The 22908-nt window shown below is 73.2% G+C and carries 21 protein-coding genes; 7 read left to right on the forward strand and 14 right to left on the reverse strand.

Annotated elements, in window-relative coordinates:
- The coding region (gene hutH, locus FFA01_RS14470) for a histidine ammonia-lyase (protein ID WP_146856895.1) at positions 1-1481 on the forward strand (1481 nt) is incomplete at its 5' end.
- Between the two features lie 78 nt (positions 1482-1559).
- Here the strand turns inward: hutH and FFA01_RS14475 are convergent.
- Both FFA01_RS14475 and FFA01_RS14480 read right to left on the reverse strand, forming a co-directional pair.
- Positions 1560-4157, reverse strand: coding sequence for an MMPL family transporter (locus FFA01_RS14475; protein ID WP_146856896.1), 2598 nt, complete (start codon positions 4155-4157; stop codon positions 1560-1562).
- A gap of 115 nt (positions 4158-4272) precedes the next feature.
- Entirely contained in the window at positions 4273-4932 is a 660-nt protein-coding gene (locus tag FFA01_RS14480; protein ID WP_146856897.1) for a TetR/AcrR family transcriptional regulator, read from the reverse strand.
- Between the two features lie 236 nt (positions 4933-5168).
- Between FFA01_RS14480 and FFA01_RS14485 the strand changes: the two genes are divergently transcribed.
- Positions 5169-6467, forward strand: coding sequence for an NAD(P)/FAD-dependent oxidoreductase (locus FFA01_RS14485; RefSeq protein ID WP_146856898.1), 1299 nt, complete (start codon positions 5169-5171; stop codon positions 6465-6467).
- Positions 6468-6575: 108 nt separating this feature from the next.
- Here FFA01_RS14485 and FFA01_RS14490 read toward each other — a convergent pair whose 3' ends face one another.
- From FFA01_RS14490 to FFA01_RS14540, 11 genes are all read right to left on the reverse strand, one after another.
- Positions 6576-8645: a PTS fructose transporter subunit IIABC gene (locus FFA01_RS14490; protein WP_146856899.1), complete on the reverse strand. Its 2070-nt coding sequence runs from the start codon at positions 8643-8645 to the stop codon at positions 6576-6578.
- Positions 8646-8678: 33 nt separating this feature from the next.
- The gene (locus tag FFA01_RS14495) at positions 8679-9647 is read right to left on the reverse strand and encodes a 1-phosphofructokinase family hexose kinase (RefSeq protein ID WP_146856912.1); all 969 of its coding nucleotides are present in this window, start codon (positions 9645-9647) and stop codon (positions 8679-8681) included.
- Between the two features lie 44 nt (positions 9648-9691).
- Positions 9692-10480: a DeoR/GlpR family DNA-binding transcription regulator gene (locus FFA01_RS14500; RefSeq protein ID WP_146856900.1), complete on the reverse strand. Its 789-nt coding sequence runs from the start codon at positions 10478-10480 to the stop codon at positions 9692-9694.
- Between the two features lie 217 nt (positions 10481-10697).
- Complete coding sequence (locus FFA01_RS14505; RefSeq protein WP_182501076.1) at positions 10698-11249, reverse strand: twin-arginine translocase TatA/TatE family subunit; 552 nt, start codon at positions 11247-11249, stop codon at positions 10698-10700.
- Between the two features lie 30 nt (positions 11250-11279).
- A complete protein-coding gene (gene tatC, locus FFA01_RS14510; RefSeq protein ID WP_244289879.1) occupies positions 11280-12089 on the reverse strand; it encodes a twin-arginine translocase subunit TatC in 810 nt (269 codons plus the stop codon).
- Complete coding sequence (gene tatA, locus FFA01_RS14515; RefSeq protein ID WP_146856901.1) at positions 12089-12328, reverse strand: twin-arginine translocase TatA/TatE family subunit; 240 nt, start codon at positions 12326-12328, stop codon at positions 12089-12091. The genes tatC and tatA overlap by 1 nt, the downstream gene beginning before the upstream one ends.
- A 35-nt stretch (positions 12329-12363) precedes the next feature.
- A complete protein-coding gene (locus tag FFA01_RS14520; protein ID WP_146856902.1) occupies positions 12364-13350 on the reverse strand; it encodes an intradiol ring-cleavage dioxygenase in 987 nt (328 codons plus the stop codon).
- Positions 13351-13556: 206 nt separating this feature from the next.
- Positions 13557-14477: a MetQ/NlpA family ABC transporter substrate-binding protein gene (locus FFA01_RS14525; RefSeq protein ID WP_146856903.1), complete on the reverse strand. Its 921-nt coding sequence runs from the start codon at positions 14475-14477 to the stop codon at positions 13557-13559.
- 127 nt (positions 14478-14604) lie between these two features.
- On the reverse strand, positions 14605-15426 hold the full coding sequence (locus FFA01_RS14530) for a methionine ABC transporter permease (RefSeq protein ID WP_146856904.1): 822 nt from the start codon (positions 15424-15426) through the stop codon (positions 14605-14607).
- The gene (locus tag FFA01_RS14535; RefSeq protein WP_146856905.1) at positions 15423-16481 is read right to left on the reverse strand and encodes a methionine ABC transporter ATP-binding protein; all 1059 of its coding nucleotides are present in this window, start codon (positions 16479-16481) and stop codon (positions 15423-15425) included. Before FFA01_RS14535 ends, FFA01_RS14530 begins: the two co-directional genes overlap by 4 nt.
- A 262-nt stretch (positions 16482-16743) precedes the next feature.
- Positions 16744-17601: an SDR family oxidoreductase gene (locus FFA01_RS14540; protein WP_146856906.1), complete on the reverse strand. Its 858-nt coding sequence runs from the start codon at positions 17599-17601 to the stop codon at positions 16744-16746.
- A 91-nt stretch (positions 17602-17692) separates the two neighbouring features.
- On the opposite strand from FFA01_RS14540, the gene FFA01_RS14545 reads away from it, so the two are divergent.
- From FFA01_RS14545 to FFA01_RS14555, 3 genes are all read left to right on the forward strand, one after another.
- Positions 17693-18064 (forward strand): winged helix-turn-helix transcriptional regulator, encoded by a 372-nt coding sequence (locus tag FFA01_RS14545; protein WP_146856907.1) that lies wholly within the window; start codon positions 17693-17695, stop codon positions 18062-18064.
- Positions 18065-18394: 330 nt separating this feature from the next.
- Positions 18395-19129 (forward strand): SGNH/GDSL hydrolase family protein, encoded by a 735-nt coding sequence (locus FFA01_RS14550; protein WP_146856908.1) that lies wholly within the window; start codon positions 18395-18397, stop codon positions 19127-19129.
- A gap of 56 nt (positions 19130-19185) precedes the next feature.
- Complete coding sequence (locus FFA01_RS14555; RefSeq protein ID WP_146856909.1) at positions 19186-19650, forward strand: MarR family winged helix-turn-helix transcriptional regulator; 465 nt, start codon at positions 19186-19188, stop codon at positions 19648-19650.
- Between the two features lie 55 nt (positions 19651-19705).
- On the opposite strand, the gene FFA01_RS14560 is transcribed toward FFA01_RS14555, so the two are convergent.
- Positions 19706-20575, reverse strand: coding sequence for an NADPH-dependent F420 reductase (locus tag FFA01_RS14560; RefSeq protein WP_244289880.1), 870 nt, complete (start codon positions 20573-20575; stop codon positions 19706-19708).
- Here FFA01_RS14560 and FFA01_RS14565 point away from each other — a divergent pair.
- Together FFA01_RS14565 and FFA01_RS14570 are read left to right on the forward strand one after the other, a co-directional pair.
- Positions 20520-21314 carry an SDR family NAD(P)-dependent oxidoreductase gene (locus FFA01_RS14565; RefSeq protein ID WP_146856910.1) on the forward strand — a complete coding sequence of 265 codons (795 nt, stop codon included), beginning with the start codon at positions 20520-20522 and terminating at the stop codon, positions 21312-21314. The genes FFA01_RS14560 and FFA01_RS14565 overlap by 56 nt on opposite strands.
- Positions 21311-22908: D-apionate lactonase family protein (locus tag FFA01_RS14570; protein WP_146856911.1), on the forward strand; the 1598-nt coding region annotated here is incomplete at its 3' end. The genes FFA01_RS14565 and FFA01_RS14570, both read left to right, overlap by 4 nt.

Consider the following 22908-nt stretch of genomic DNA (forward strand, 5'->3'; position numbering starts at 1 on the left):
CCCGCCACGACGCCCGGATCGAGATCGCCGAGGAGGCGCGGGTCGCCGTGGCCGCCAGCCGCACCGTCATCGACGCGCTCGCCACCCACGCCGACCCGCACTACGGCATCTCGACCGGCTTCGGCGCCCTCGCGACCACCTTCATCGACGCCGACCGGCGCACGCAGCTGCAGAAGAGCCTCGTCCGATCGCACGCCGCCGGATCCGGACCCGAGGTCGAACGCGAGGTGGTGCGGGCGCTCATGCTGCTGCGCATCTCGACCCTGCTGACCGGCCGGACGGGCATCGCGCCCACGACCGTCGAGCGCTACGTCGACCTGCTCAACGCGGGCATCACGCCGATCGTCGTCGAGTACGGGTCGCTCGGCTGCTCCGGCGACCTCGCACCGCTCGCGCACTGCGCGCTCGCGCTGATGGGCGAGGGCGAGGTCCGCGACCGGGCCGGGACGCCGATGCCCGCGGCCGACGCCCTCGCCGCCGCCGGGATCGAGCCGGTCGTGCTCGCCGAGAAGGAGGGCCTGGCCCTGATCAACGGCACGGACGGGATGCTCGGCATGCTGACCCTCGCCCTCGCCGACCTCGATCTGCTGCTCGGCACCGCCGACCTCTCGGCGGCGCTGTCGATCGAGGCCCTGCTCGGCACCGACGCGGTCTTCGCCGCCGACCTGCACGCGCTCCGCCCGCAGGCCGGGCAGCAGCTGTCGGCCTCGAACCTGCGGCGGCTGCTGGCCGGGTCGCCGATCGTGGCGAGCCACGCGCACCCGGGGCACACCGTCGTCCAGGACGCCTACTCGCTGCGCTGTGCGCCCCAGGTGCACGGCGGGGCCCGCGACACCGTCGAGCACGCTCGGCTCGTCGCCGACCGCGAGCTCGCCTCGGCCGTCGACAACCCCGTCGTGACGCTCGACGGACGGGTGCAGTCGAACGGGAACTTCCACGGAGCGCCCGTCGCCTACGTGCTCGACTTCCTCGCGATCGTGGTCGCCGACGTCGCGAGCATGTCCGAGCGACGCACCGACCGCCTCCTCGACCCGCATCGCAACAACGGACTGCCGGCGTTCCTCGCCCACGACGCGGGGGTCGACAGCGGACTGATGATCGCGCAGTACACCTCGGCCGGCATCGTGTCGACGCTCAAACGGCTGGCGGTGCCCGCGTCGGTGGACTCGATCCCGTCGTCCGCCATGCAGGAGGACCACGTGTCGATGGGCTGGTCGGCCGCCCGCAAGCTGCGCACCGCGGTCGACGGGCTCGCCCGCGTGATCGCGATCGAGGTGCTGACCGCGGCGCGGGCCCTCGAGCTGCGGGCTCCGCTCGAGATGGGCGCGCCGGCCCGGGCGGTCGTCGACGCCCTGCGTCCCGAGGTCGGCGGACCCGGGCCGGACAGGTTCCTCGCGCCGGAGATCGACGCCGCGCACGCCGCCGTCGTGTCGGGTGCGGTGCGGGCCGCCGCCGAGTCGGCCGTGGGCCCGCTGGACTGACCCGCCGCCGGGTGAGGTGGAGCCGGGAACGCAGGAGGCGCGGTGCGGGATCGTCCCGCACCGCGCCTCCTCGACTCCCTACGCCCGGTGGGCGGGCGGGCCGTCCGTGCTCGGCACGTGCGGCGCCGCGTCGGGGGCCGCACCGTCGATCACGTGCGACGCGTGCTCGGGCTCGCCGTCGGCGGCCGCGGCCTGACCCGGGTGCGAACGCTCGAGGGACGCGCCCTCGACGTCGACGTCGGGCAGGATGCGGTCCAGCCACTTCGGGATCCACCACGCGGCGTCGCCCAGCAGGTGCATCACCGCGGGGATCAGCAGCAGGCGCACGACGAACGCGTCGACGAGCACGCCCAGCGCGAGGCCGAGGCCGATCGACTGGATCATCACCGAGTTGGAGAAGACGAAGCCGGCGAAGACCGCGGTCATGATCAGGGCGGCGGCCGTGACGACCGTGCGTCCCGCGTGCACGCCGCGCTGCACCGCCAGGCGGGCCGACGCGCCGTGGGCGTACGCCTCGCGCATGCCGCTGACCAGGAACAGCTGGTAGTCCATCGCGAGCCCGAACAGCACGCCGACCATCAGGATCGGCAGGAAGCTCAGGATGGGCCCCGGGTCGTGCACGCCGAAGACGCCTCCGAGCCAGCCCCACTGGAACACGGCCGTGACGCCGCCGAACGCGGCGAACAGCGACAGGACGAACCCGATCGTCGCGGTGATCGGCACGAGGATCGACCGGAACACGAAGATCAGGATGATCAGCGACAGTCCGACCACGACCAGCAGGTAGAGCGGCAGGGCCGCCGAGAGCTTCTCGCTGACGTCGATGTTGCCCGACGCGTTGCCGGCGACGCCGAACTCGGACACCCCGTCGAGCTCGAGTCCGCGCAGATCGCGGACGAGCTGCTCGGTCGACTCGTCGGTGGGACCGCCGTCGGGCACCACCTGGAACGCCAGCAGCGTGTCGTCGTCGGACGCGCCGATCGGGGCCACCGCGACCACGTCGCCCTGATCCTTCAGCAGGGTGCCGACCCGCACCTGCTCGGCGACGAGGTCGTCCTCCGAGACGGCGGAGTCGAGGTCGGCGACGACGAGCAGCGGGCCGTTGACGCCGGCGCCGAACTTGTCGTCGATCAGCTGATACGCCTTGTAGGCGCTGGAGTCGACCGGCTCGCTCGAGCCCGCCGGCAGGCCCAGCCGCATCGAGAGGGCGGGGATCGCCACGATCAGCAGCACGACCACGCCGCCGATCAGGGTGAGCACGGCGCGGCTCGTCTTCATCGGCTTGCTCGGCACGCGCACCGGGCCGGTGTGGCCGACGCGGGCGCGGACCTTCTTGGGCAGGATGCGCATCCCGACCAGCGAGAGCAGGGCCGGCGTCAGGGTGATCGCGATGAGGATCGCGACGAACACGCAGACGGCGCCGACCGTGCCCATCAGGCCGAGGAACGGGATGCCGGTCAGGTTGAGGGCGAGCAGGGCGATGAGCACCGTCGACCCGGCGAACACGACCGCGTTGCCGGACGTGCCGTTGGCCAGACCGATCGACTCGGGCAACGGGGTGCCGTCGCGCAGCTGCGTCCGGTGGCGGTTGAGGATGAACAGCGAGTAGTCGATGCCGACCGCCAGGCCGAGCATCACCCCCAGCACCGGCGTGACCGACAGCATCTCGACCGTGCCCGAGAGGGCCAGCGAGGCGAGGACGCCGACGCCGACGCCGATCAGGGCGTTGATGAGGGGCAGGCCGGCGCCGATCAGGGTGCCGAGCATGACGAACAGGACGATGGCGGCGATGACCACGCCGGCCACCTCGCCCGGCCCGAGGATCTCGGGGATCGAGGCGGCGATGTCGTTCGACACCTCGGCCTGGACGCCGTCGATCGTCGCATCGTTCATCTCGGCGACGACGGCGTCCTTCGCCTCGGCGGGCACGAGGTTCAGGGCCGTGTCGAACTGGATGGTCGCGACGGCCGTGGTCTCGTCGGTGGAGACCTGGCGGATGTCCGCGGCGAGGGCCAGCAGGGCGGCGCCGTCCTCGAGGGTCGCGCTCTGCGTCTCCAGCTCTGTGCGGTTCGTGTCGAGCGTGGCCTGCTGGTCGTCGATCTGCTTCTGACCCGCGTCGATCTGCGCCTGCTGGGCGTCGAGCTGCGCCTGAGCTGCGGCCAGCTGACCGGCGGCCTCGGCCTGGGCGCGCGCCGCGTCGAGCTGCTGCTGGCCCGCGGTGAGCTGCGCCTGGGCGTCGTCGATCTGCTGCTGTCCGGCGTCGAGCTGGGCCGTGCCGTCGGTGATCTGCTGACGGCCGTCGGTGATCTTCTGCTGCTGGTCCTCGAGCTGCGCCTGCGTGTCGAAGGGGTTCGTGCTGCCCTTCACGTCGTCGAGCTTCTCGGTCGAGGTCAGCAGGTCGCCGATGGCGGTCTTCTGGTCGTCGGTGAAGGGGGTGTCGTCGGTCGTGGTGAACACGACGGTGCCCGTGCCTCCGCTGGCCTGGGGGAACTTGTCGGCCAGCTCGTCGCTGACCTTCTGGGTGGCGGTGCCGGGGATGCTGACGGCGCTCGTGAGCGTGCCGCCGAACAGCGCGAACGCGCCGCCGGCGAGGCCGAGGACGACGATCCACGCGACGACGACCGTCCACGCCCGTCGGGCCGCGAACCGGCCGAGTCGATAGAGCAGGGATGCCATGGTGCTGGGTTCCTCCAGGTGGTGGTGCGGTGTGGTGCGGGTGGTGGTGGAGCCTCGCGTCGCGTCGTCGAGAAGGAGGTGCGGGTCGGCCGTCGCGGGCGGCGGCCGACGGCGGTCAGCCGGCCGGTGGACGGTCGGCGGGCTCGTAGCCTCGACGGACGGTGGCGATCAGCCGGTCGAGGAGGTCGTCCCATACGGCCCGCGACTCGGGATCGAGAGCCGAACCCGTGGTGGTGATCCAGCGGTGGGCCACGACGGCGATGCCGTTCATCAGCGAGCTGACGAGGATCTGCGCCTCGAGCCCGTCGGCGTCGCCGCCCCGCTCGGCCAGCTCGGTGGAGAGCTCGTCGGTGGTGCGGGTGAAGACGTCCTGGATGAGGTGGTGCGAACGCGGGTCGGCGCCGTCGTCGCCGAGGACGCTCCACAGGTAGGCGATCACCGCCGGGAGGTCGATGCCCCGCATGGCGGCGGTGATCTCGGAGAACATCGAGGCCGGGGTGCCGTCGCCCACCGGGGTGGCGGCCGTCGCCGCCCGGAACTCGTCGACGGCGCCGGTCAGCACGCGCGTGCAGGCGGTCATCACGACCTCGTCGAGCGAGGCGAAGTGGTTGAAGACGGTGCGCCGCGAGACGTCGGCGCGCTCGGCGAGCTCGTCGACGCTGAACCGCGGGGCGCCGCGCTCGGCGATCAGCGCGTCGGCCGCGTCGACGATCGCCAGCCGGTGCTTCGCCTTGAGGGCGGCACGGCGGTCGGGCGCGAGGCTCTTGACGGTCACGTCATTACACTAAGTGCACCGACGCACCCAGTGCATGGCAAGACGCCGTGCGGAGGCTGGCATTCACCTGGGAGGCTCACGGCGCGAGGAGCGATCTCGGGCCGACCCGCGCCTCCTCGGACACTGGTCCGGTGCGGCGTCCGACGCGAGTAAACTCGCGGCGGGCTCGTCACCGGGCCCCGAGATCCAGGGGTCGAGGGCGATCCGAAGACCATCGACACCCGCAGGAGCTCAGCATGAGCGAAGACCCCCGTAAGCACGTCGTCGTCGTCGGTGGCGGTTTCGCCGGCATCGCCGCCGTGCGAGCCCTCCGTCACGCCGATGTGCGCGTCACCCTCATCGACCGCCACGTCTACAACATGTTCCAGCCGCTCATGTACCAGGTGGCGACGGGTGGACTCAACGCGGGCGACGTCACGTACTTCCTGCGCAGCCTCCGGTCGAAGCAGCGCAACGCCGAGTTCCGCCACGGCCTGCTGACGACCATCCGCCCCGACGAGCGCATCATCACGCTGCGCGACGGCGAGGAGATCGCCTACGACGCCCTCGTGCTCGCCAACGGGGTCAACACCAGCTACTTCGGCACGAAGGGCGCGTACGAGTACGCCTACTCGATGTACTCGCGATCGCAGGCGCTGCGCATCCGCGACGAGCTCTTCACCCAGCTCGAGAACGCGGCCGCCTCGCAGGGCAGCGGCGAGGTGCGCGTCGTCATCGTCGGCGGCGGCGCGACCGGCGTCGAGATGGCCGGCTCGCTCGCCGAGCTGCGCGACCAGGCCCTGAAGGACGCGTACCCCGAGATCGACGCCTCGAGCATCACCATCACCCTGGTGCACCGCAGCGGCGAGCTGCTCAAGCCCTTCGCCCCGCGCCTGCGCCGGTACGCCGCCAAGGTGCTGCGCAAGCGCGGCGTCGACCTGCGCCTCGACACCGGCGTCGAGGAGGTGCGACCCGACGGCGTCGTCGCCGTCGACGGGGAGTTCATCCCCGCCGAGCTCGTCATCTGGGCCACCGGCGTCGCCGCGCACGCCGAGGTCGCCGGCTGGGGCGTGCCCCAGACCCACGGCGGACGCATCCAGGTCAACGACGACCTCACGGTCAAGGGCCTGACCTGCATCTTCGCCGCGGGCGACATCGCCGCGACCGACGACGCCCTGGCCCAGCTGGCCCAGCCGGCGATCCAGGGCGGCGAGCACATCGGCGAGCAGATCCAGCGCCTCTTCGCGGGCAAGCCGCTCACGGCGTTCAAGTACCACGACAAGGGCACCATGGCGACGGTCGGCACCAACGCCGCCGTCGTGCAGCTGCCGAACGGTCTCACCATGACCGGGCCGATCGCCTGGCTGCTCTGGGTCTTCGTGCACATCACCAGCCTGCTCGGCAACGGCAACCGGCTGTCGACGCTGACGCACTTCACCGTGCGGTACCTCTGGGCGATGCGCAAGCGGGCCATCCCGATCGTCGGCGACGTGCGCCCCGTGCGCCCGAACGGCGACCGCGCACCCGAGCAGTGGCAGACCGAGAAGACCGAGTAGCGGCGGGCGCGCCGCGCCGCACCGCGCCGCCGCAGCATTGCACCGAGAAACGGGCACTGCACCAGGACCAGTCCCGGTGCAGTGCCCGTTTCGCGGTGTCGAGGGGCGTTACGCCGCCACGGGGCTGCGCTGCCCGACGACCGAACCGGCCTCGGCGGCCTCGGCCGACGCGTCGGCACCGGCGGGCGTCGAGCGACGGACGAACTTCTTGAGCCCGACGAGCACGAACGCGCTCACCACGGTGCCGGCGAGGATCGCGACGACCCACATGCCGAGGTTCCCGATCGCGAAGAACACGAAGATGCCGCCGTGCGGGGCCTGCGAGGTGACGCCCGCGGCCATCGAGATGGCTCCGGTCACCGCGCCTCCCACCATGCTGGCGGGGATCACGCGCAGCGGGTCAGCCGCCGCGAACGGGATCGCGCCCTCGGAGATGAACGAGGCGCCGAGCAGCCAGGCCGCGGTGCCGTTCGAGCGCTCGACCTGCGTGAAGCCCTTGCGGTAGAGCACGGTCGACGCGAGAGCCATCGCGAGCGGCGGGACCATCCCGGCGCCCATGACGGCGGCCATGATCATCAGCGGCGCGGGGTTGTCGGTCAGCGAACCGGCCGAGAGCCCGGCGACGGCGAACGAGTAGGCGACCTTGTTGACCGGGCCGCCGAGGTCGACGCACATCATGAGGCCGAGGATGACGCCGAGCACGATCGCGCCGCCGCCGTTCAGACCGTTGAGGAAGTCGGTCAGCGCCACGGTCAGTGCGGCGATGGGTCCGCCGAGCACGAGCACGAGCAGACCCGATGCGAAGATCGAGCCGAGCAGCGGGATGATCACGACGGGCATCAGCCCACGCAGCCAGCGCGGCACGTCGAGCCGTCCGATCCAGTAGGCGGCGAAGCCGGCGAGCAGACCGCCCACCAGACCGCCGATGAAGCCGGCGCCCATGAAGACGGCGACGGCACCGGCGACGAAACCGGGGGCGATGCCGGGACGATCGGCGATCGCGTAAGCGATGTAACCGGCCAGGGCGGCGACGAGGAAGCCCATCGACAGGTTGCCGATCTGGAACGCGGCCGCGCCGAGGAAGTACTGCAGACCCTCGGGCGGCAGGTTGGTCAGCGAGTAGTCGGTCAGGACGGTCGCGGCGTTGCCCGCGATCTCGTAGCCCGAGAGCAGGAACCCGAGGGCGAGCAGCAGGCCGCCGCCGGCGACGAAGGGGATCATGTAGGAGACGCCGGTCAGCAACCAGCGCTTGAGGGACGAGCCGAAGCTCTGCTTGCCCTGCGCGGCGGACTCGCCCGCGGTGGCCGAGCCGCCGACGCGGGTGGCCTTCGGGTCGGTGGCGGCCGCGAGGGCCTCCTTCACCATCGCGTCGGGGGCGTCGACGCCGCGCTTGACCGGGCCGCGGACGACGGGCTTGCCGGCGAAGCGCGACTGGTCGCGCACGTCGACGTCGACCGCGAAGATCACCGCGTCGGCCTCGGCGATGACGGCCGGGTCGAGCGGGGTGACCTTCGACGAGCCCTGGGTCTCGATCTGCAGGTCGGCGCCGAGGCGCTTCGCCGCGGCGACGAGCGCGTCGGCGGCCATGAAGGTGTGCGCGATGCCGGTCGGGCAGGCGGTCACGCCGACCAGCTTCGGACGGCGGGCGCCGTCGGCACCGGCGGCCGAGGAGGCGGTGGTCGCGTCCGCGGTCGAGGTCCCGGTGGTGCCGCGCGTCTCCGCGACCTCGCCGCTGACCTCGTCGTCGACGAGCGTCACGATGTCGGCGGGCGTCTTCGCGGCCCGGAGGGCGGCGGTGAAGTCGTCGCGGATGAGCGCGCGGGCCAACGTCGAGAGCACCGTCATGTGGTCGCTGTCCGCGCCCTCGGGCACGGCGATCATGAACACGATGTCCGCGTCGCCGTCGGGCGCGCCGAACGGCACCGTGCGGGCCAGCCGCGAGAAGGCGAGCGTCGGCTCGGTGACCGAGGCCGACCGGGCGTGCGGGATCGCGATGCCGCCGGGGACGCCGGTGCCGACCGACGCCTCGCGCGTGATCGCGTCGTCGGCGAGCGAGTCGGCCGAGCCGGCGCGGCCCGAGGCGGCGACGCGCGCCGCCAGGGCGCGGATGACGTCGGTCGACGTGCCGCCCAGGTCTTCGTCGAGACCGACGAGGTCGGTGCTGATGAGGGTTGACATGCTGTTCTGCTCCTTGGGGTTGGGCGACGCTGCTCAGAGGTGCCCGACGGCCGCGGGGGCCACCGGGACGACGTCGATGTCGTCAGGGAAGGTCTGGTCGAGGGAGGGGACGATGCTGCCGGGCAGGGCCGCGGCGGCGGCTCCCGACGCGACGGCCTGGGCGAGACGGGCGGGTGCCGGGGCGCCCGCCGTCTCGGCGAGCAGGTAGCCGGACAGCGACGAGTCGCCGGCGCCCACCGTGCTCAGGGCGGTGATGACGGGGGCCGCGGCGAACCACGAGCCCTCGTCGTCGATGAGGAGGGCGCCCGCGCTGCCGAGGGTCAGCAGCACGGTCTCGACGCCGAGCTCGCGCAGACGCCGCGCCCCGGCCACCGCCGAGGCGGGGTCGGCCTCGTACGCCTCGGGGTCGCCGCCGACGATCTCGGCGAGCTCCTCGGCGTTGGGCTTGACCAGGTCGACGCCGACGCCCGAGGCGATGAGCGCCGCGAACGGCTCCCCCGACGAGTCGACGGCGATCCGCGGAGCAGCCTCGCCGCAGGAGGCGCGCACGGCCCGGACGACGTCGGCCAGCCAGGTGGTCGGCAGTCCGGGCGGCAGCGAGCCGGCCAGCACGAGCCAGGAGGCGAGGGCCGCGTGCTCCACGACGAGGGCCGTGAGGTCGTCCGCGTGAGCGCTCAGATCAGGGCCGAGCTCGTTGATCTTGGTGGTCGTGCCGCCCGGCTCGGTCAGCGTGACGTTGGCCCGGAGACGCTGGGCGATCGGCAGGTTCACGGTCGGCACGCCGCGTTCGCGCAGGGCCACCAGCACCGGGTCGTCGAGGGCGCCGGGCAGCACGGCGACCGTCTCGGCGCCGGAGGCCGCGAGGGCGCGCGACACGTTGACGCCCTTGCCGCCGGGCTCGTCGGTCGTGCTCGCCGAGCGCTGCACGGCACCGCGCTGCAGCTCGGCGGAGAGCTCGATGGTGCGATCGAGGGACGGGTTCGCCGTGACGGTGAGGATCATTCGTGCTGCTTTCTGCGGGGACGCGGGGTCGCGGGTCGCGGCGGTCATGCGACGATCACCTCGACGTCGGCCTGCTCGAGGGCGTCGGCCAGGTCGGGGGCGGGAGCGGCGTCGGTGACCACGGTGTCGATCTCGGCGAGGCGCGCGAACCGGACCAGCGCCTCCTCGCCGTGCTTGGTGCGGTCGACGACGGCGACGACCCGACGGCCGGCGCGCACGTAGGCGGCCTTGACGGCGCCCTCGAACTCGTCGGGGGTCGACAGGCCGAAGCCGGCGCTGACCCCGTTCGCGCCGACGAAGACGACGTCGGGACGCAGGGCCTGGATCTGCTCGACGGTCGAGGTGCCGACCGCGGCGCTGGTGAGTCCGCGGACGCGTCCGCCGAGCAGGTGCAGCTCGATGTGCGGGCTGTGCTGCAGCAGGGCGGCGATCGGGACGGCGTTCGTGATGACGGTGAGGACGGAGCCGGGGGTGGCGGGCACCCAGCCGGCGAGCTGCGCGGCGACGGCGGCGGTGGTCGTGCCGGCGTCGATCGCGACCGACCCGGTGAAGGTCGGCGGCACGAGGCGCGCGGCCGCGGCGGCGACGGCGGTCTTCTCGGGCGAGTGCTGAGCCTCGCGCTCGGACAGGCTGAGCTCGCGGATGCTCGACCGACCGGCGGCGACGGCCCCGCCGTGCACGCGCTGCAGCACGCCCGACTGCTCGAGCTGGTCGAGGTCGCGGCGGACCGTCTCGGGCGTGACGTCGAAGCGGGCGGCGAGATCGGCGACCGAGACGCGACCGACGGTCCGCAGATCGTCGGCTATCGACTCGTAGCGTTCTGTCGCGTACATCTTCGGTGACCTCGTCGTCGTCTCGGCGTGCTCGCGGAGGTGGTTCTCGCCGCGTTCACCGAGACCTTACGTCGATGACCCCACAGAAAACAAGACGAACACAGAAAAACACAGACTCGGAGTGGGTCGAGCTGCCCGAAGAACCCCGGAAACGAAGATGAACCCCGTTTGACGGGGGTTCATCTTCGCTTTCGGGGTTCATGGGCGGGAGGGCGCCTCACCGGGTCGGCGCGACCTCCGGAGCCGGAGCCGAGGAGGCGCGGGGCGACTCGACCGCGTCGGGCACCCGGATGAGGTGGCCGTCCGAACCCCGGCGCGGACGCGGGGCGGAGGGGGCGGCAGCGGACTCCCCCTCTGCCGGATGGGCGGGCGCGGTCGACCCGGCCGGCCCACTCGGCGCAGCGGGCTCCTCCGCGCACGGCTCGGCGGCCGCGACCGGCTCGGCGGCCGGCGGCGCGACCGCGGCGGGCGACAGCGTGACGGCATGGGGCGCCGCGCCCGAGCGTGCGGCGCCGGGCTCGTCCGCGAGCGCGTCGCGGATGATGCGGCGCGGGTCGTAGCGGCGCGGGTCGAGTGCGGCCCAGTCGGTGTCGGCCAGCTCGGGGCCGAGCTCGCGGCGGACCTGCTCGCGGGCCCGATCGGTGTGACCGCGGAGCGCCCGGACCGCGGCGGCGATCCGCGCGGCGACCAGCGGCAGCCGCTCGGGCCCGAGCACGAACCCGGCGACGATCGCGACGAGCACGAGCTTCTCGAACGTGAGTCCCAGCATGGCGATTCCTCTCGGAGATGACGGGTCGGGTCAGGCGGCGACGGGGTCGGCGACGGCCGCGAGAGGGTCCGCGGCGTCCGGGGCGGCTCGGCGCGCGACGGCGCGGTCGTGCAGCAGCGCGACGCCGGCGGCGGCCGCGAACAGCACGGCGAGCGGCACCGCCAGCAGGAACATCGACGTGACGTCGGCGGCGGGCGTCGCCACCGCGCAGAACAGCACGATGCCGATCAGCACCACCCGCCAGCCGCGCAGCACCGTCGCGCCCGGCAGCACGCCGATCACGTTGAGCAGCACGACGACGACCGGCAGGACGAAGGCGATCCCCATCGCGACGACCAGCGTGAGCACGAACGTCACGTAGGCCGAGGCGTCGAGCACGGTGCTGTCGTCGGTCGACGCGAACTGCGCCAGGACCTCGACGATGTGCGGGAAGACCGCGAATCCGGCGACGCACCCGGCCGCGAAGAGCGGCACCGCGGCCGCGACGAAGCCGAGGGTCCAGCGGCGTTCGCGCCGGGTCAACCCCGGCAGGCAGAAGCCGAGCAGCTGCCACAGCCACACCGGGGCCGACAGCACGACCGCCAGGCAGATCGCGATCGTCGTCTTGAGCTCGAACGCCGCACTGACGCTCGTGTAGTTCAGGGTCGCGTCGCGCGATTCGGCGAGCGCCGTGACCGGCCCGCGCAGGACGTCGAGCACGGCGTCGGTCATGAGCCAGCCGATCACCAGCCCGACCACGAGGGCCAGGGAGGCGCGGCGCAGTCGGACGCGCGCCTCCCTCAGGTGCCCGGCCAGCGGCATCGCCGACCGCGACCGTGCGCCCGGGGCGGTCGCGGTCATCAGCGCGGGTCGTCGTGCGCGACGGCCGCCGGAGAGCCGGTGGGGGTGGAGGCGGCGCCTCGGGAGGCGGTGGCGTCCTGTCCGTCGCCCGGCGCCTCCTTCATCTCGGCCTTCACGATCCTCATGGACTGACCGACGCTCCTGGCGAGGGCGGGGAGCTTGGCGGCGCCGAAGAGCAGGAGGATCACGGCGAGGATGATGACGGCATGCCATCCGGTGAGGTTCTGGAGGAGTCCCATGGGGTGCCTTTCGAGCGAGGTGAGGAGGTCGGGGGTCAGGGGGCCTGCGGCGGGGTGCCGCCGCCTCCGCCGCCGGGGGCGGAGCCGGCCGTCGGGGCGGTCGAGGTGTCGACCCGCACCGTGAGCGAGACCTGGTAGCCCGAGGTCGCGTCGCCGGTGACGGTCGCCAGCTGCAGAGCGCCGCTGTCGTCGCTGAAGACGTTGTCGCTGTCGAGGCTGACCTGGTCGAGATTCGCCGTCGACGCCTCGTAGCCGGTCGTGGCGTAGACGACCCGGCAGACGTCCTCGGGCAGGGCGATCTGCGAGGTCGAGATGGCGTTCGTCGAGTCGGTGATCGAATCGACGTCGGGGTAGACCTCGAAGTGGATGTGCGGCCACCGGCCCGAGTAGCAGGCGGGGAAGATCGACGTGTAGCTCACGGTGCCGGTCGCGTCGGCGACCTGGACGCCGCGCAGGTAGGTCTCGTCCTCGATGCCGTCGGAGTACATCGAGTACCCGCCGGCGGCGTCGCAGTGCCAGACGTAGACGGCGACGTCGGCGAACGGGGCGTCGTCGTCCGCCATGTCGAGCACGGTCATGCTCAGGGTCATCGGCACGCCGGCGGCCGTGGTGCCGCCGTCGAGGCTCGAGCGGATGTCGCTGCGGACGATGCCGGACTGCTCGAGCACGTCGACGCCGTTCGAGCCGTCGCCCGGGTAGGGGCCGGCCGTCTCGTCGGGGATCTCCCCGGCGGGGAGGGTCGTCGTGCCGGCGGTCGCGCCGTCGGTCGGCGTGGTGGTGGCGGTGCCCGTCGCGGTGCCGGTCGAGCCGGAGCCCGACGTGCCGGCCGCCGAGGTGCACGCGGCGAGCGCCAGAGATCCGGCGCCGAGGCCGAGGATGCCGAGCACGCCGCGACGGCTCACCAGGGTGCGGAGGTCGAAGGCGACGCCCTGGTCGACGACCTCCTCGTCGACGCGGTCGAGCAGTCGGCCCTCGTAGGCGGGGCCGTCCGGCGTGGTCTCGGGTTCGGGGATGCGGCTCATGGCGGGCCTCTCGGTGGGGTTCGGCCGATGCACCGCGTGAGGGTCGACGCGGCTCGGCTCTGATCGATGGGTGGTCGGTTCGTCACCGACTCGTCGAGCATCGCCGCCCCGCCCTTGCGCATCCTTTCGTCCGCCGATGAACTCCCTATGAGCGCGGGCGCCCGCCCGCGCCTCCTCGACTCCGGGTCCGCCTCCGGCTCCGGCTCCTACTTCGCGTCGAGCGGCAGCAGGATGCCCTTCACGCGCGGGTCGGTCGCGAGGAACTCCTGCACGGCCGGGTCCTCGAATGCGGCGACGAGCTTCTTCACGTTCTCCTCGTCGGCGTAGTCGCTGCCGATGGTCAGCTGCCCGGCGAACTCGTCGGGTGCGGCGGGGGCGAAGATCTGCTGCTCGATCGGCACGCCGGCCGCGAGGTAGTACTCGGTGTAGCCGACGGCGGCGTCGAGGTCGGGCAGCGCGCGCGACTGCGCGGCGAAGTCGAGCAGGGTGAACTGCAGGTTCCTGGGATTCGTGGCGATGTCGTCCTGGGTGGCGTGAGCCTTGTCGACCCCGTCCTTCAGGGTGATCAGGCCGGCGCGCTCGAGCACCCAGAGGCCCTGCGCCTCGTTCGCGGGATCGGAGTACAGCGAGACCGTCGCCCCGTCGGGCAGCTCGCTCACGTCGCTGTACTTCGACGACCAGAGACCGAAGCCCCAGCGGAACACCGGGGCCGCCGCCTCCTCCTTGAAGTCGGGGTTCGACGCCAGCACCTGGCTCAGCCAGAGCTCGTGCTGGTAGACCGTGCCGGCGATCTCGCCCTCGCTGACGGCCCGGTTGATCGTGTTGCTGTCGCTCAGACCCTTGAACTGGACCGTGATGCCGTACTTCGGCGCCACCTCGTCGGCGACGAACTGCACCAGCGCCTGCTCGGACGCGTTCCCCTCGGCGGTGGCGACGGTCAGGGTGGCACCGTCCTCGGCCACGGCCGGCTTCGCGGGTGCGGTGAGGGGCACGACGATCGCGGTGACGACCGCGGCCGCCGCCACCGCGCCTCCGGCGATCCAGGGCCAGCGGCGTCGCCGCTTCAGCTCGAAGCCGTGGTCCGCGGCGGGGACGGTGTTCTCGGGGGCGGGGGTGTTCTCGGGCATGACGATCCTCGGGGGTGAGGGCAGGGGCGACCTGCGACGGGATGGGGGGGGTGGAGGAGGAGGCGCGGTGCGGCACCGCGGGATCGGGACGAGGAGGCGCGGTGCGGGACCGCGACGGCGCCTCGCCTCAGACGAGGGCGGCGGCCGTCGGGGGGAGATCGGTCGCGCGGCGACGCCACCAGCGGCGCCGGAGGACCGGCTCGGGACTGGTCGCCCGCACGGCGAGGTCGCCGAGCAGCTGGACGGCCGCCACCGTGGCGATCAACAGCACGATCGTGACGATCATGACCGTGTGGTCGAAGCGCTGGTAGCCGTAGGTGACGGCCACGTAGCCGATGCCGCCGGCCCCGATCGTGCCCGCGATGGCCGAGTACTCGATCATCGCGATGGTGTTGATCGTGAAGCCGCCGATCAGGCTGGGCAGCGCCTCGGACAGTTGAGCGGTGCGGACGATCTGCAGCCGCGAGGCCCCGCTCGCCGTGGCGACCCGCACCCGGTCGGAGGGGACGCTGCGCAGCGAATTCTCGACGATGCGGGTGAAGAACGCGATGCCGGCGATCGACATCGGCACGACGGCGGCGGCGATCCCGATGTTCGTGCCGGTCACGAACCGGGTGAACGGCACGATCGACGCCATCAGGATGAGGAACGGCAGCGAACGCCCCACGCTGATCACGGCGCTGAGCACCGTGTGCACGGGCGCGTTCGGCACCAGGCCCGCAGGACCGAGGTTGTGGATCAGCGCGCCGAGCGGCACCCCGACCACGACGACGATCGCCATCACGATGCCGACCATGACGAACGTGTCGCCGAGCGCGGGCAGCACCAGAGCGGGGATCTCCCCGATGGGCACCGAGTTGTCGTAGGCCGACGACGGGCTGGTGCCCGCGGCGAGCACGGTCGCCGGTGCGGCGAGCGGAACGGTGGCGAGGATGCTGACGAGACTCATCGGACGAGCTCCTGTTCGGGCGCGGTGTCGGCGACCTCCGCGGCCGGGACCTCATGGTCCGGGGCCGACGACGGTGCGCCGAGCGGACGGGCGGCGAGGCCGAGCGCGGCGGCGACCCCGGGGAGTCGTGGACCGGCCGCCTCGGGGACGGCGATCGTCGCGTGGCCGACGCTCGCGCCTCCCAGGCTCTCGATCGACGCGCCGAGCAGGGCGACGGTGCTGCCGACGGCCCGACCGATCAGCGCGGGCCAGTCGGCGGGGACGTCCGGCGACACGTAGTCGAGGCGCCAGGTGACCGTGCCGCCGGGGGCTTCGGCGGCCGGGCGGGCAGGGCGCAGGGCGGCGCCGAGGTCGGACGCGGGGTCGCGCAGCAGGTCGAGCACGCGCCCCCGCTCGACGATGCGGCCGTGGTCGAGACGCGCCGCGCTGTCGGCGATCTGCAGCACCGTGTCCATCTCGTGGGTGATGAACAGGATCGACAGGCCGAGGTCGTCGCGGAGCTCGCGCAGCAGCGCCACGATCGACGCCGTGGAGGCGGGATCGAGACCCGAGGTGGCCTCGTCCGAGAGCAGCACCGTGGGGCGCAGGGCGAGGGCGCGCGCGATGCCGACCCGTTGGCGCTGACCGCCCGAGAGCTCGTGCGGGCGGGCGTCGGCACGATGCCCGAGACCGACCCGGTCGAGCAGCTCGGCCACGCGGCGCCTCGTCTCGGCCTTGGTCACGCCGAGGTACTCGAGCGGAAGCGCGACGTTCTGGGCGGCGGTGCGGCGGCCGAACAGGCCGTCGGACTGGAACACGGTGCCGATGCGCCGACGCGCCACACGCAGGTCGCGCTCGCCGAGCCGGGTCAGGTCGTCGCCGTTGACCACGACCGAGCCCGAGGTGGGGCGTTCGAGCAGGGTGACGCACTGGGCGAGCGTGCTCTTGCCGGCCCCGCTCGGGCCGACGACGGCGGCGATCTCGCCCGTGGCGACCGAGAAGTCGACGCGGTCGAGCACGGTGCTGCGCGTCGACCCGGTCTCGTAGACCTTCGTCAGCTGATCGAGGCTGATCATCGTTCCTCCTGCGTCATGGCCGGGGCGGGGCCCTCGGGTGACGCCGAGCATAGGGAGGCGCGGGGTGGCGGTCGACGCTCTGTCTCGCCGTGTGACACCGCATGACGCCGTGTGTCGCGGGGCCGATCCCGCGCGGCGCTCCACGCGACGACGAACCCCGTTCGCGACGATGGATCCCGATGGGTCGGGGGTCATCTCCGCGAACGGGGTTCGTGGGTGCCGGGCGCAGGCCGGGCGCGTCCGCTCTGCGCGGCGGGGCGCGTCAGCCCTGCGCGGCGGCGAGCCCCTCGGCGAGCGGCGTGGTCGGGCGGCCGATCAGACGGGACAGGTCGCCGCTGGTCTCGGCCAGCAGACCGTCGCGGATGTTGCCGTCCAGGGCGACGACGAAACCGACCGTGCCCTCGTCGAGGCCGAAGCCGGTGAGGCGCTCGGCGTGCTGCTCGGGCGTCAGCGGCTCGTAGACGACCGGGGTGCCGGTGATGCTCGACACCGCCTCGGCCAGCTCGTTCCAGTCCCAGGCGTGGTCGCCCGACAGCTCGTACACCTGACCGCTGGTCGACTCGTCGAGGGCGGCCACGGCGATGGCCTCGGCGTAGTCGGCGCGGCTCGCGCTGGCCACCCGGCCGTCGCCGACGCTGGCCGACACGACCCCGGACTCGCGGGCCGTGGCGACCTCGCCGGCGTAGTTCTCGGTGTACCAGCCGTTCCGCAGGACCGTGGCGGGCACGCTCGACGCGGCGAGGTGCTCCTCGGTCGCCTTGTGCTCGGGCGCGAGGATCAGCGTCGACGTCGTGGCCTTCGGCGCGCTGGTGTAGATCACGCGAGCGGCGCCCGCGGTCGAGGCCGCGTCGATGACGGCCTTGTGCTGGTCGAGTCGCTGACCGACCGCGTCGCTCGAGATCAGCACGACGACGTCGTCGGCCTGGACGACGGCCGCGATGGTGTCCGGGTCCGTGTAGTCGAGCACGGCGGTGCGCACGCCGCGGTCGGCGAAGGCGGACAGCTTGGAGACGTCGCGCGAGGTGGCGACGATGCTCTCGGGGGCGGCGCCTCGGGCGAGGAGGGCCTCGACGGCGAGACGGCCGAGCTGCCCGGAGGCGGCGGTGACGATGATCGACATGGTGTTCCTTTCGGTTGCGTACTCACGCCAACCCGGCTCACCCGACATGACTTCCCATCCGCAGGTACGCACCTTTTCGTAAGCTGTCGTGATGAGCCTCGACGAGCTGACCGCGCCTCCCGCCGATCGATCCACCAGCCGGTTCCCGGCCGGCTGCTCGTCGCGGACGGTCCTCACCCACGTCACCAGCAAGTGGGGCGTGCTCGTGCTCCTGTCACTCGAGCAGCGGTCGCTCCGCTGGGGCGAGCTCCGCCGCGAGATCGAGGGCATCAGCGAGAAGATGCTCGCCGCCACGCTCAAGACGCTCGAGGCCGACGGCATCGTGCACCGGGAGGCGCAGGGCACGATCCCGCCGCGGGTCGACTACTCGCTCACCCCGCGCGGACTCGACCTCGCCCGGCACCTGGTCCCGCTGATGGACTGGATCTTCGACAACGCCGACGACATCGTGGCCGGCCGCTAGGCGGCATCGCCGGAGAGCCGACCGGGCGAGGGGCCCGGGTGATCCCGCCACGACGACCACCCGGCTCGAGCACGTGTCCGACGCCGAGCGGACCCACCGGGACTGACCGGAGGATCGGCCCGCTCCCCCTGGCACGGTGGCCGTCGTCCGCTGCCTACCCGCGGGCCGGACCTCGACGAAGCGCGCCCGATCGCTTAGATTGGGGCGTCGGCCCGGCCCCCGCCGACGTCCAGTCACACGTCGTGCGCTGGGCGTGGCCGCCGTGCACCTCCCGGCGGTGCGGCCGCCTCACCGCGCGTGTGAACCGTCGCACGTCCGCTTCGAGGTCTCATGGTCACGATCCCACCGCGGGGGCAGCACCCCCTCCGACTCGCCGCCGGGCTGGTTCACCTGGTCTCGTTCTTCTTCCGACGAGCCGACCAGTCGGGCGACATCTACCCCGTCGACGCCTCGCGCGGGGTGGTCGCCGGCGACAGCCCGGAGCGCATCCTCGTCCTGGGTGAACGGGGCGAGATCAACCTCGGCGTCGTGACGAACGAGCTGAGCATCGCGGCGTTCGTGGCGCGCGAGCACCAGCGGGTCACCGGCCGCGGCTCGCACTGGGCCATCTCGACCCTGTCGAGGGACTCCCTCGCCGACGGGCCGGCGGCGGCGTCCCGTCACGCCGCCGACCTGGCGCGGACCGACCTCGTCGTCGTGATGGCCGGCATCTCCGACTGCCTCCGCCTCGTGTCGGCCGGCACGTGGGAGACCCACCTCCGTGCGACCCTCGACGCCCTCTTCCGACAGCTCCCCCGGGATGCGCGGGTCGTCGTCGCGGAGATCCCGCCGCTCGAGAACGCCGGCAGCCTCACCAGGCCGGCCCGGATCGCGGCCGGGCACCGCGCCTCCCTGGTGAACCGGCGCACCCGGGTCGTGGCGGCCGAGGACCCCCGGGTCGTGGTCGCCCCGTTCCCCGCCGACCTCACCGACCGGTTGTGGGTGCCGCAGTCGCGGGAGGAGCGCTACACCCGGACGTACTCGATCTGGAGCCGCGCCGTGGTCGCGGCCGTTCCCCTATATTGACCAGGAGTCCCCTACCCGTCGGCCCTCCTCCCGTGAGGCCGGCCAGAGAGCAACACGTGCCCCGCGACATCCCGCAGATACCCGAGAACGCTCCCGAGTCCGTCATCCGACTGGGGTCGACCCTGCAGCGCCTGAACGACGCCAACCGCCGCTACCGCGTGCACACGGCGAAGGTGCTCGGCATGGGCACGACCGAGCTCTCGGCGCTGCTCGCGATCGCCGACGCCGACGACGTCACCCCGTCGGCGCTCTCCCGCGACCTCGTGCTCTCGTCGGGGGCCACGACGGCGGTGATCGACCGGCTCGAGAAGGGCGGCTACATCGTCCGCACGAGCCACCCCGGCGATCGCCGCAGCCTGCATCTCAGCCTGAGCGAGAAGGGCGCCGGCACGGTCGACTCGCTCAACACGGCCTACCAGTTCGTGCTGTCGACGACGGGCACCGACGAGGCGATCGCCAGCGCCCTGCCCCAGCTCGACCGCATCAGCGACGCGCTCGACGCGGCCGCGCTCGAGATCTAGAGGCGACGACCGGCGCCGCCGACCGGGGCAGGAGGCGCGGGTCAGGAGGCGCGGGTCAGGCGAGCTCGGGCGTCACGTCCCGACCGCGGACCCGTGCCACGGCGAGACCGCGCTGCGACGACCAGAAGTCCTGCACCGTGTCACGCAGCTCCTCGGCGCCGACGTTCGCCCCGAAGGCGAGCGAGCCCGGCTCCAGGGCGATGCCGTCGGCCAGCGTGGGCAGAGCGACCGGATCGAAGCCGATCGCGTCGACCAGCGCGGCGACGACCGCCAGCGCCTCCTTGTCGTCGGCCGCGAGGGCGATCGCGCTGCGCGACGGGTCGCCCGCGGGGAGCGCGCCCTCGTCGAGGTCGTGGTAGCCCATGTGGTTGAAGCCCTTGACGACGGTCGAACGCGGCAGGTGCCGCTGCACGAGCTCGCTGGTGGACTGCCGGACGTCGGCGAGGTCGTCGCGGATGCCGTCGGTCTCCCACCAGTAGTTCATCGCGTCGACCACGATCGTGTCGGCCAGCGCGTCGACCGGCACCGAATCGAGCTTGCCGAGCGGCAGGGCGAGCACGACGACGTCGGCCTCGCGAGCCGCCTCCTCCGCTCGGACCGCACGGGCGCCCGGCGCGATCACGTCGACGATCAGCCGGATGCGGGCGGGGTCGCCCGAGCCGGACAGCAGCACGGGGTGGCCGGCGGCGTGGAAGAGACGGGCGAGCACGGTTCCGACCTTGCCGGCGCCGAGGATGCCGATGGTCGCGGGAGACGTCATGTGTCGTGCAACCCGACGGGTGCGGCGGGCATTCCTGCGGCGGGAGGCGCGGGCCGGCCGGATCGTGCGGCAGACTGACCCCGACCGTGGACAGAGAGGTGACGGAGCGATGACCCGACGACTGACAGGCAGGACCGCACTGGTGACGGGGGCCGCGGCCGGGATCGGCGAGTCGGTGGCTCGTCGCTTCGTCGCCGAGGGCGCCCGCGTCGTGTTCGCCGATCGCGACGGCGACCGCGCGCAGACGGCCGCCACGGCGGCAGCAGCGGCGGCGGCGGCCGACGGGGCGCCGACGGAGTCGGCCACGGCACGCAGCGTCACGATGGACATCACGGACGAGTCGTCGGTCGAGTCGGCCTTCGCCGATCTGGCGGCGGCGGGCTGGGCGCCCGACGTCGTCGTCGCGAACGCCGGCATCCAGCTGTTCGGCCAGGACGCCCCCGTCGCCGACCTCGACCTCGAGGTCTGGCGCCGCACGATCGACACCAACCTGACCGGCACGTTCCTCACCGTGAAGCACGCCGTGCGGTCCATGCTCGCCCACGCCGGCGGCAGCCTCATTCTCACCGGCAGCCCCACCGGTCTCACCGGCGAGGGCGCGGAGTTCACCGCCTACAGCTCGTCGAAGGCGGGCATCCACGGCCTGACCCGCACCGTCGCGGCGGCCTACGCCGCGCAGGGCATCCGGGCGAACACGGTCGTGCCGGGCTACACCGAGACCGGCCTGGTGACGGCGATCCGCGACGACCCGGAGGCGCGGGCCGGCATCGTGGGCCGCATCCCCCTGGGTCGCGCGGGCACCCCGGCCGACGTCGAGGGCGTCATGGTGTTCCTCGCCAGCGACGACGCAGCGTTCGCCACCGGGAGCCTGTTCGCGGTCGACGGCGGCATGACCGCGCTGTGAACGCACCGGTCGCGTGGCGGGACGTCACCTCCGCGGCGCGCCTCGACCTCCGGCGGGCCCGCGACGACGCGTGGTCCGAGTCGACCGAGGCACCCGTCGAGCTGGCGGCCGGCCCGTGGCTCGTCGAGCTGCGGGGCGACGAGGTCGCCGACATCCGCTTCGACGGGGTCACCCTGCTGCGCGGCGTGCGCGCGGTGGTCCGCGACCACGACTGGGGCACGGCCGCGACGGTCTCCGGCGCAGCCGCCCACGACGGGGACGCGCTCCGCCTCGACGTCCGCTTCACCGCACCGGGCATCGATCTGGTGGGGGCCGTCACCCTCGAGGCGACCGCCGACTCGCTCACCATCGCTCTCCAGGCGACCGCGGCGGCGCCCTACCGGGGGAACCGCGCCGGCCTCGTCGTGCTCCATCCGCCCGTGCTGGCCGGGACCGCCCTGACCGTGGTCCACCCCGACGGCTCGTCGACCGGGACCCGGTTCCCGCTCGAGATCGCTCCGCACCAGCCCGCCCGCGACGTCGCCGCGCTGGCGTGGACCGCTGGCGGCCTCGCCCTCGCTCTCGACCTGCACGGCGAGGTCTTCGAGATGGAGGACCAGCGCAACTGGACCGACGCCTCGTTCAAGACCTACAGCCGCCCCCTCGACCGGCCGTTCCCCTACGAGATCCCCGCCGGAGGCGCGGTGCGGCAGAGCATCGCCCTCGCCGTCACGAGACGCGGCGGCTCCGAACCCCCGCGGCACCCCGCCTCGACTCCGATCCGGCTCGTCGCGACGGGTGCGGCGTTCCCCGGGATCGGCGTCGGGGCCGGCCCGGCGTCGGCGGCTCCCCCTCAGCCCGGCCCGGGCGCACCGGGCCTCGCCGCCGTGCTCGTCGAGCTCGACCCGGCGTCGACGAGCTGGCGCGACGACCTCGCTCGAGCCGCCACCGAGGCGGGGGCGGCACCCCTCGACGTGCGACTCGTCACCGACGACCCGACCACCCTGGGCGAGGCGGCGGCCGCCCTCGCCGGGCGCCCCGTGGCGCGGGTCGGGGTCTTCTCGCGGACGACGCACGTGACGGGACCGACGGCTTCGCGCCTCCTCGGGGAGGCCCTCGACGCGGCCGGCGTGACCGCCGAACGGGTGGGCGGCGCGCGGTCGCACTTCACCGAGCTGAACCGAGGGCGGCACGACCTGCCCGGCGACCTCGACGCGCTGACCTTCAGCGTCACCCCCGAGATGCACGCCACCGACACCGACCAGCTGATCGAGTCGATCGACATGCAGCGCCTGGTCGCACGGCAGGCGGTCGCCCTGGCGGAGGAGTCGACCACGACCGGGCGCGTGCACGTCGGCCCGATCACCCTCCGGCCGCGGTTCAACGCCGTCGCCACCTCGGGGGACGGACCGACCGACGAGGCCGAACGGCTCGACCCCGCCACCGTCGACCACCGGCAGACCTCCTCCGCCCTGGCCGCCTGGACGGTCTCGAGCGCGCTCGCTCTGGCCGTGCCCGGCGTCGCGAGCCTGTCGTTCTTCGAGACGACCGGGCCGCGCGGTCTGCTCACGGCGGCCGGCGAGCCGACCCCTGCCGCGACGGCCGTGGCCCTGCT

The sequence above is a fragment of the Frigoribacterium faeni genome, assembly GCF_007988805.1.
GTDB lineage: Bacteria > Actinomycetota > Actinomycetes > Actinomycetales > Microbacteriaceae > Frigoribacterium > Frigoribacterium faeni.

Excerpts from the sequence above, each read along its gene's own strand:
- FFA01_RS14475 (WP_146856896.1), bottom strand. The coding sequence starts at position 4,157 with ATGGCATCCCTGCTCTATCGACTCGGCCGGTTCGCGGCCCGACGGGCG.
- FFA01_RS14485 (WP_146856898.1), top strand. The coding sequence starts at position 5,169 with ATGAGCGAAGACCCCCGTAAGCACGTCGTCGTCGTCGGTGGCGGTTTC.
- FFA01_RS14490 (WP_146856899.1), bottom strand. The coding sequence starts at position 8,645 with ATGTCAACCCTCATCAGCACCGACCTCGTCGGTCTCGACGAAGACCTG.
- FFA01_RS14495 (WP_146856912.1), bottom strand. The coding sequence starts at position 9,647 with ATGATCCTCACCGTCACGGCGAACCCGTCCCTCGATCGCACCATCGAG.
- FFA01_RS14500 (WP_146856900.1), bottom strand. The coding sequence starts at position 10,480 with ATGTACGCGACAGAACGCTACGAGTCGATAGCCGACGATCTGCGGACC.
- FFA01_RS14505 (WP_182501076.1), bottom strand. The coding sequence starts at position 11,249 with ATGCTGGGACTCACGTTCGAGAAGCTCGTGCTCGTCGCGATCGTCGCC.
- tatC (WP_244289879.1), bottom strand. The coding sequence starts at position 12,089 with ATGACCGCGACCGCCCCGGGCGCACGGTCGCGGTCGGCGATGCCGCTG.
- tatA (WP_146856901.1), bottom strand. The coding sequence starts at position 12,328 with ATGGGACTCCTCCAGAACCTCACCGGATGGCATGCCGTCATCATCCTC.
- FFA01_RS14520 (WP_146856902.1), bottom strand. The coding sequence starts at position 13,350 with ATGAGCCGCATCCCCGAACCCGAGACCACGCCGGACGGCCCCGCCTAC.
- FFA01_RS14525 (WP_146856903.1), bottom strand. The coding sequence starts at position 14,477 with ATGCCCGAGAACACCCCCGCCCCCGAGAACACCGTCCCCGCCGCGGAC.
- FFA01_RS14530 (WP_146856904.1), bottom strand. The coding sequence starts at position 15,426 with ATGAGTCTCGTCAGCATCCTCGCCACCGTTCCGCTCGCCGCACCGGCG.
- FFA01_RS14535 (WP_146856905.1), bottom strand. The coding sequence starts at position 16,481 with ATGATCAGCCTCGATCAGCTGACGAAGGTCTACGAGACCGGGTCGACG.
- FFA01_RS14540 (WP_146856906.1), bottom strand. The coding sequence starts at position 17,601 with ATGTCGATCATCGTCACCGCCGCCTCCGGGCAGCTCGGCCGTCTCGCC.
- FFA01_RS14545 (WP_146856907.1), top strand. The coding sequence starts at position 17,693 with ATGAGCCTCGACGAGCTGACCGCGCCTCCCGCCGATCGATCCACCAGC.
- FFA01_RS14550 (WP_146856908.1), top strand. The coding sequence starts at position 18,395 with ATGGTCACGATCCCACCGCGGGGGCAGCACCCCCTCCGACTCGCCGCC.
- FFA01_RS14565 (WP_146856910.1), top strand. The coding sequence starts at position 20,520 with ATGACCCGACGACTGACAGGCAGGACCGCACTGGTGACGGGGGCCGCG.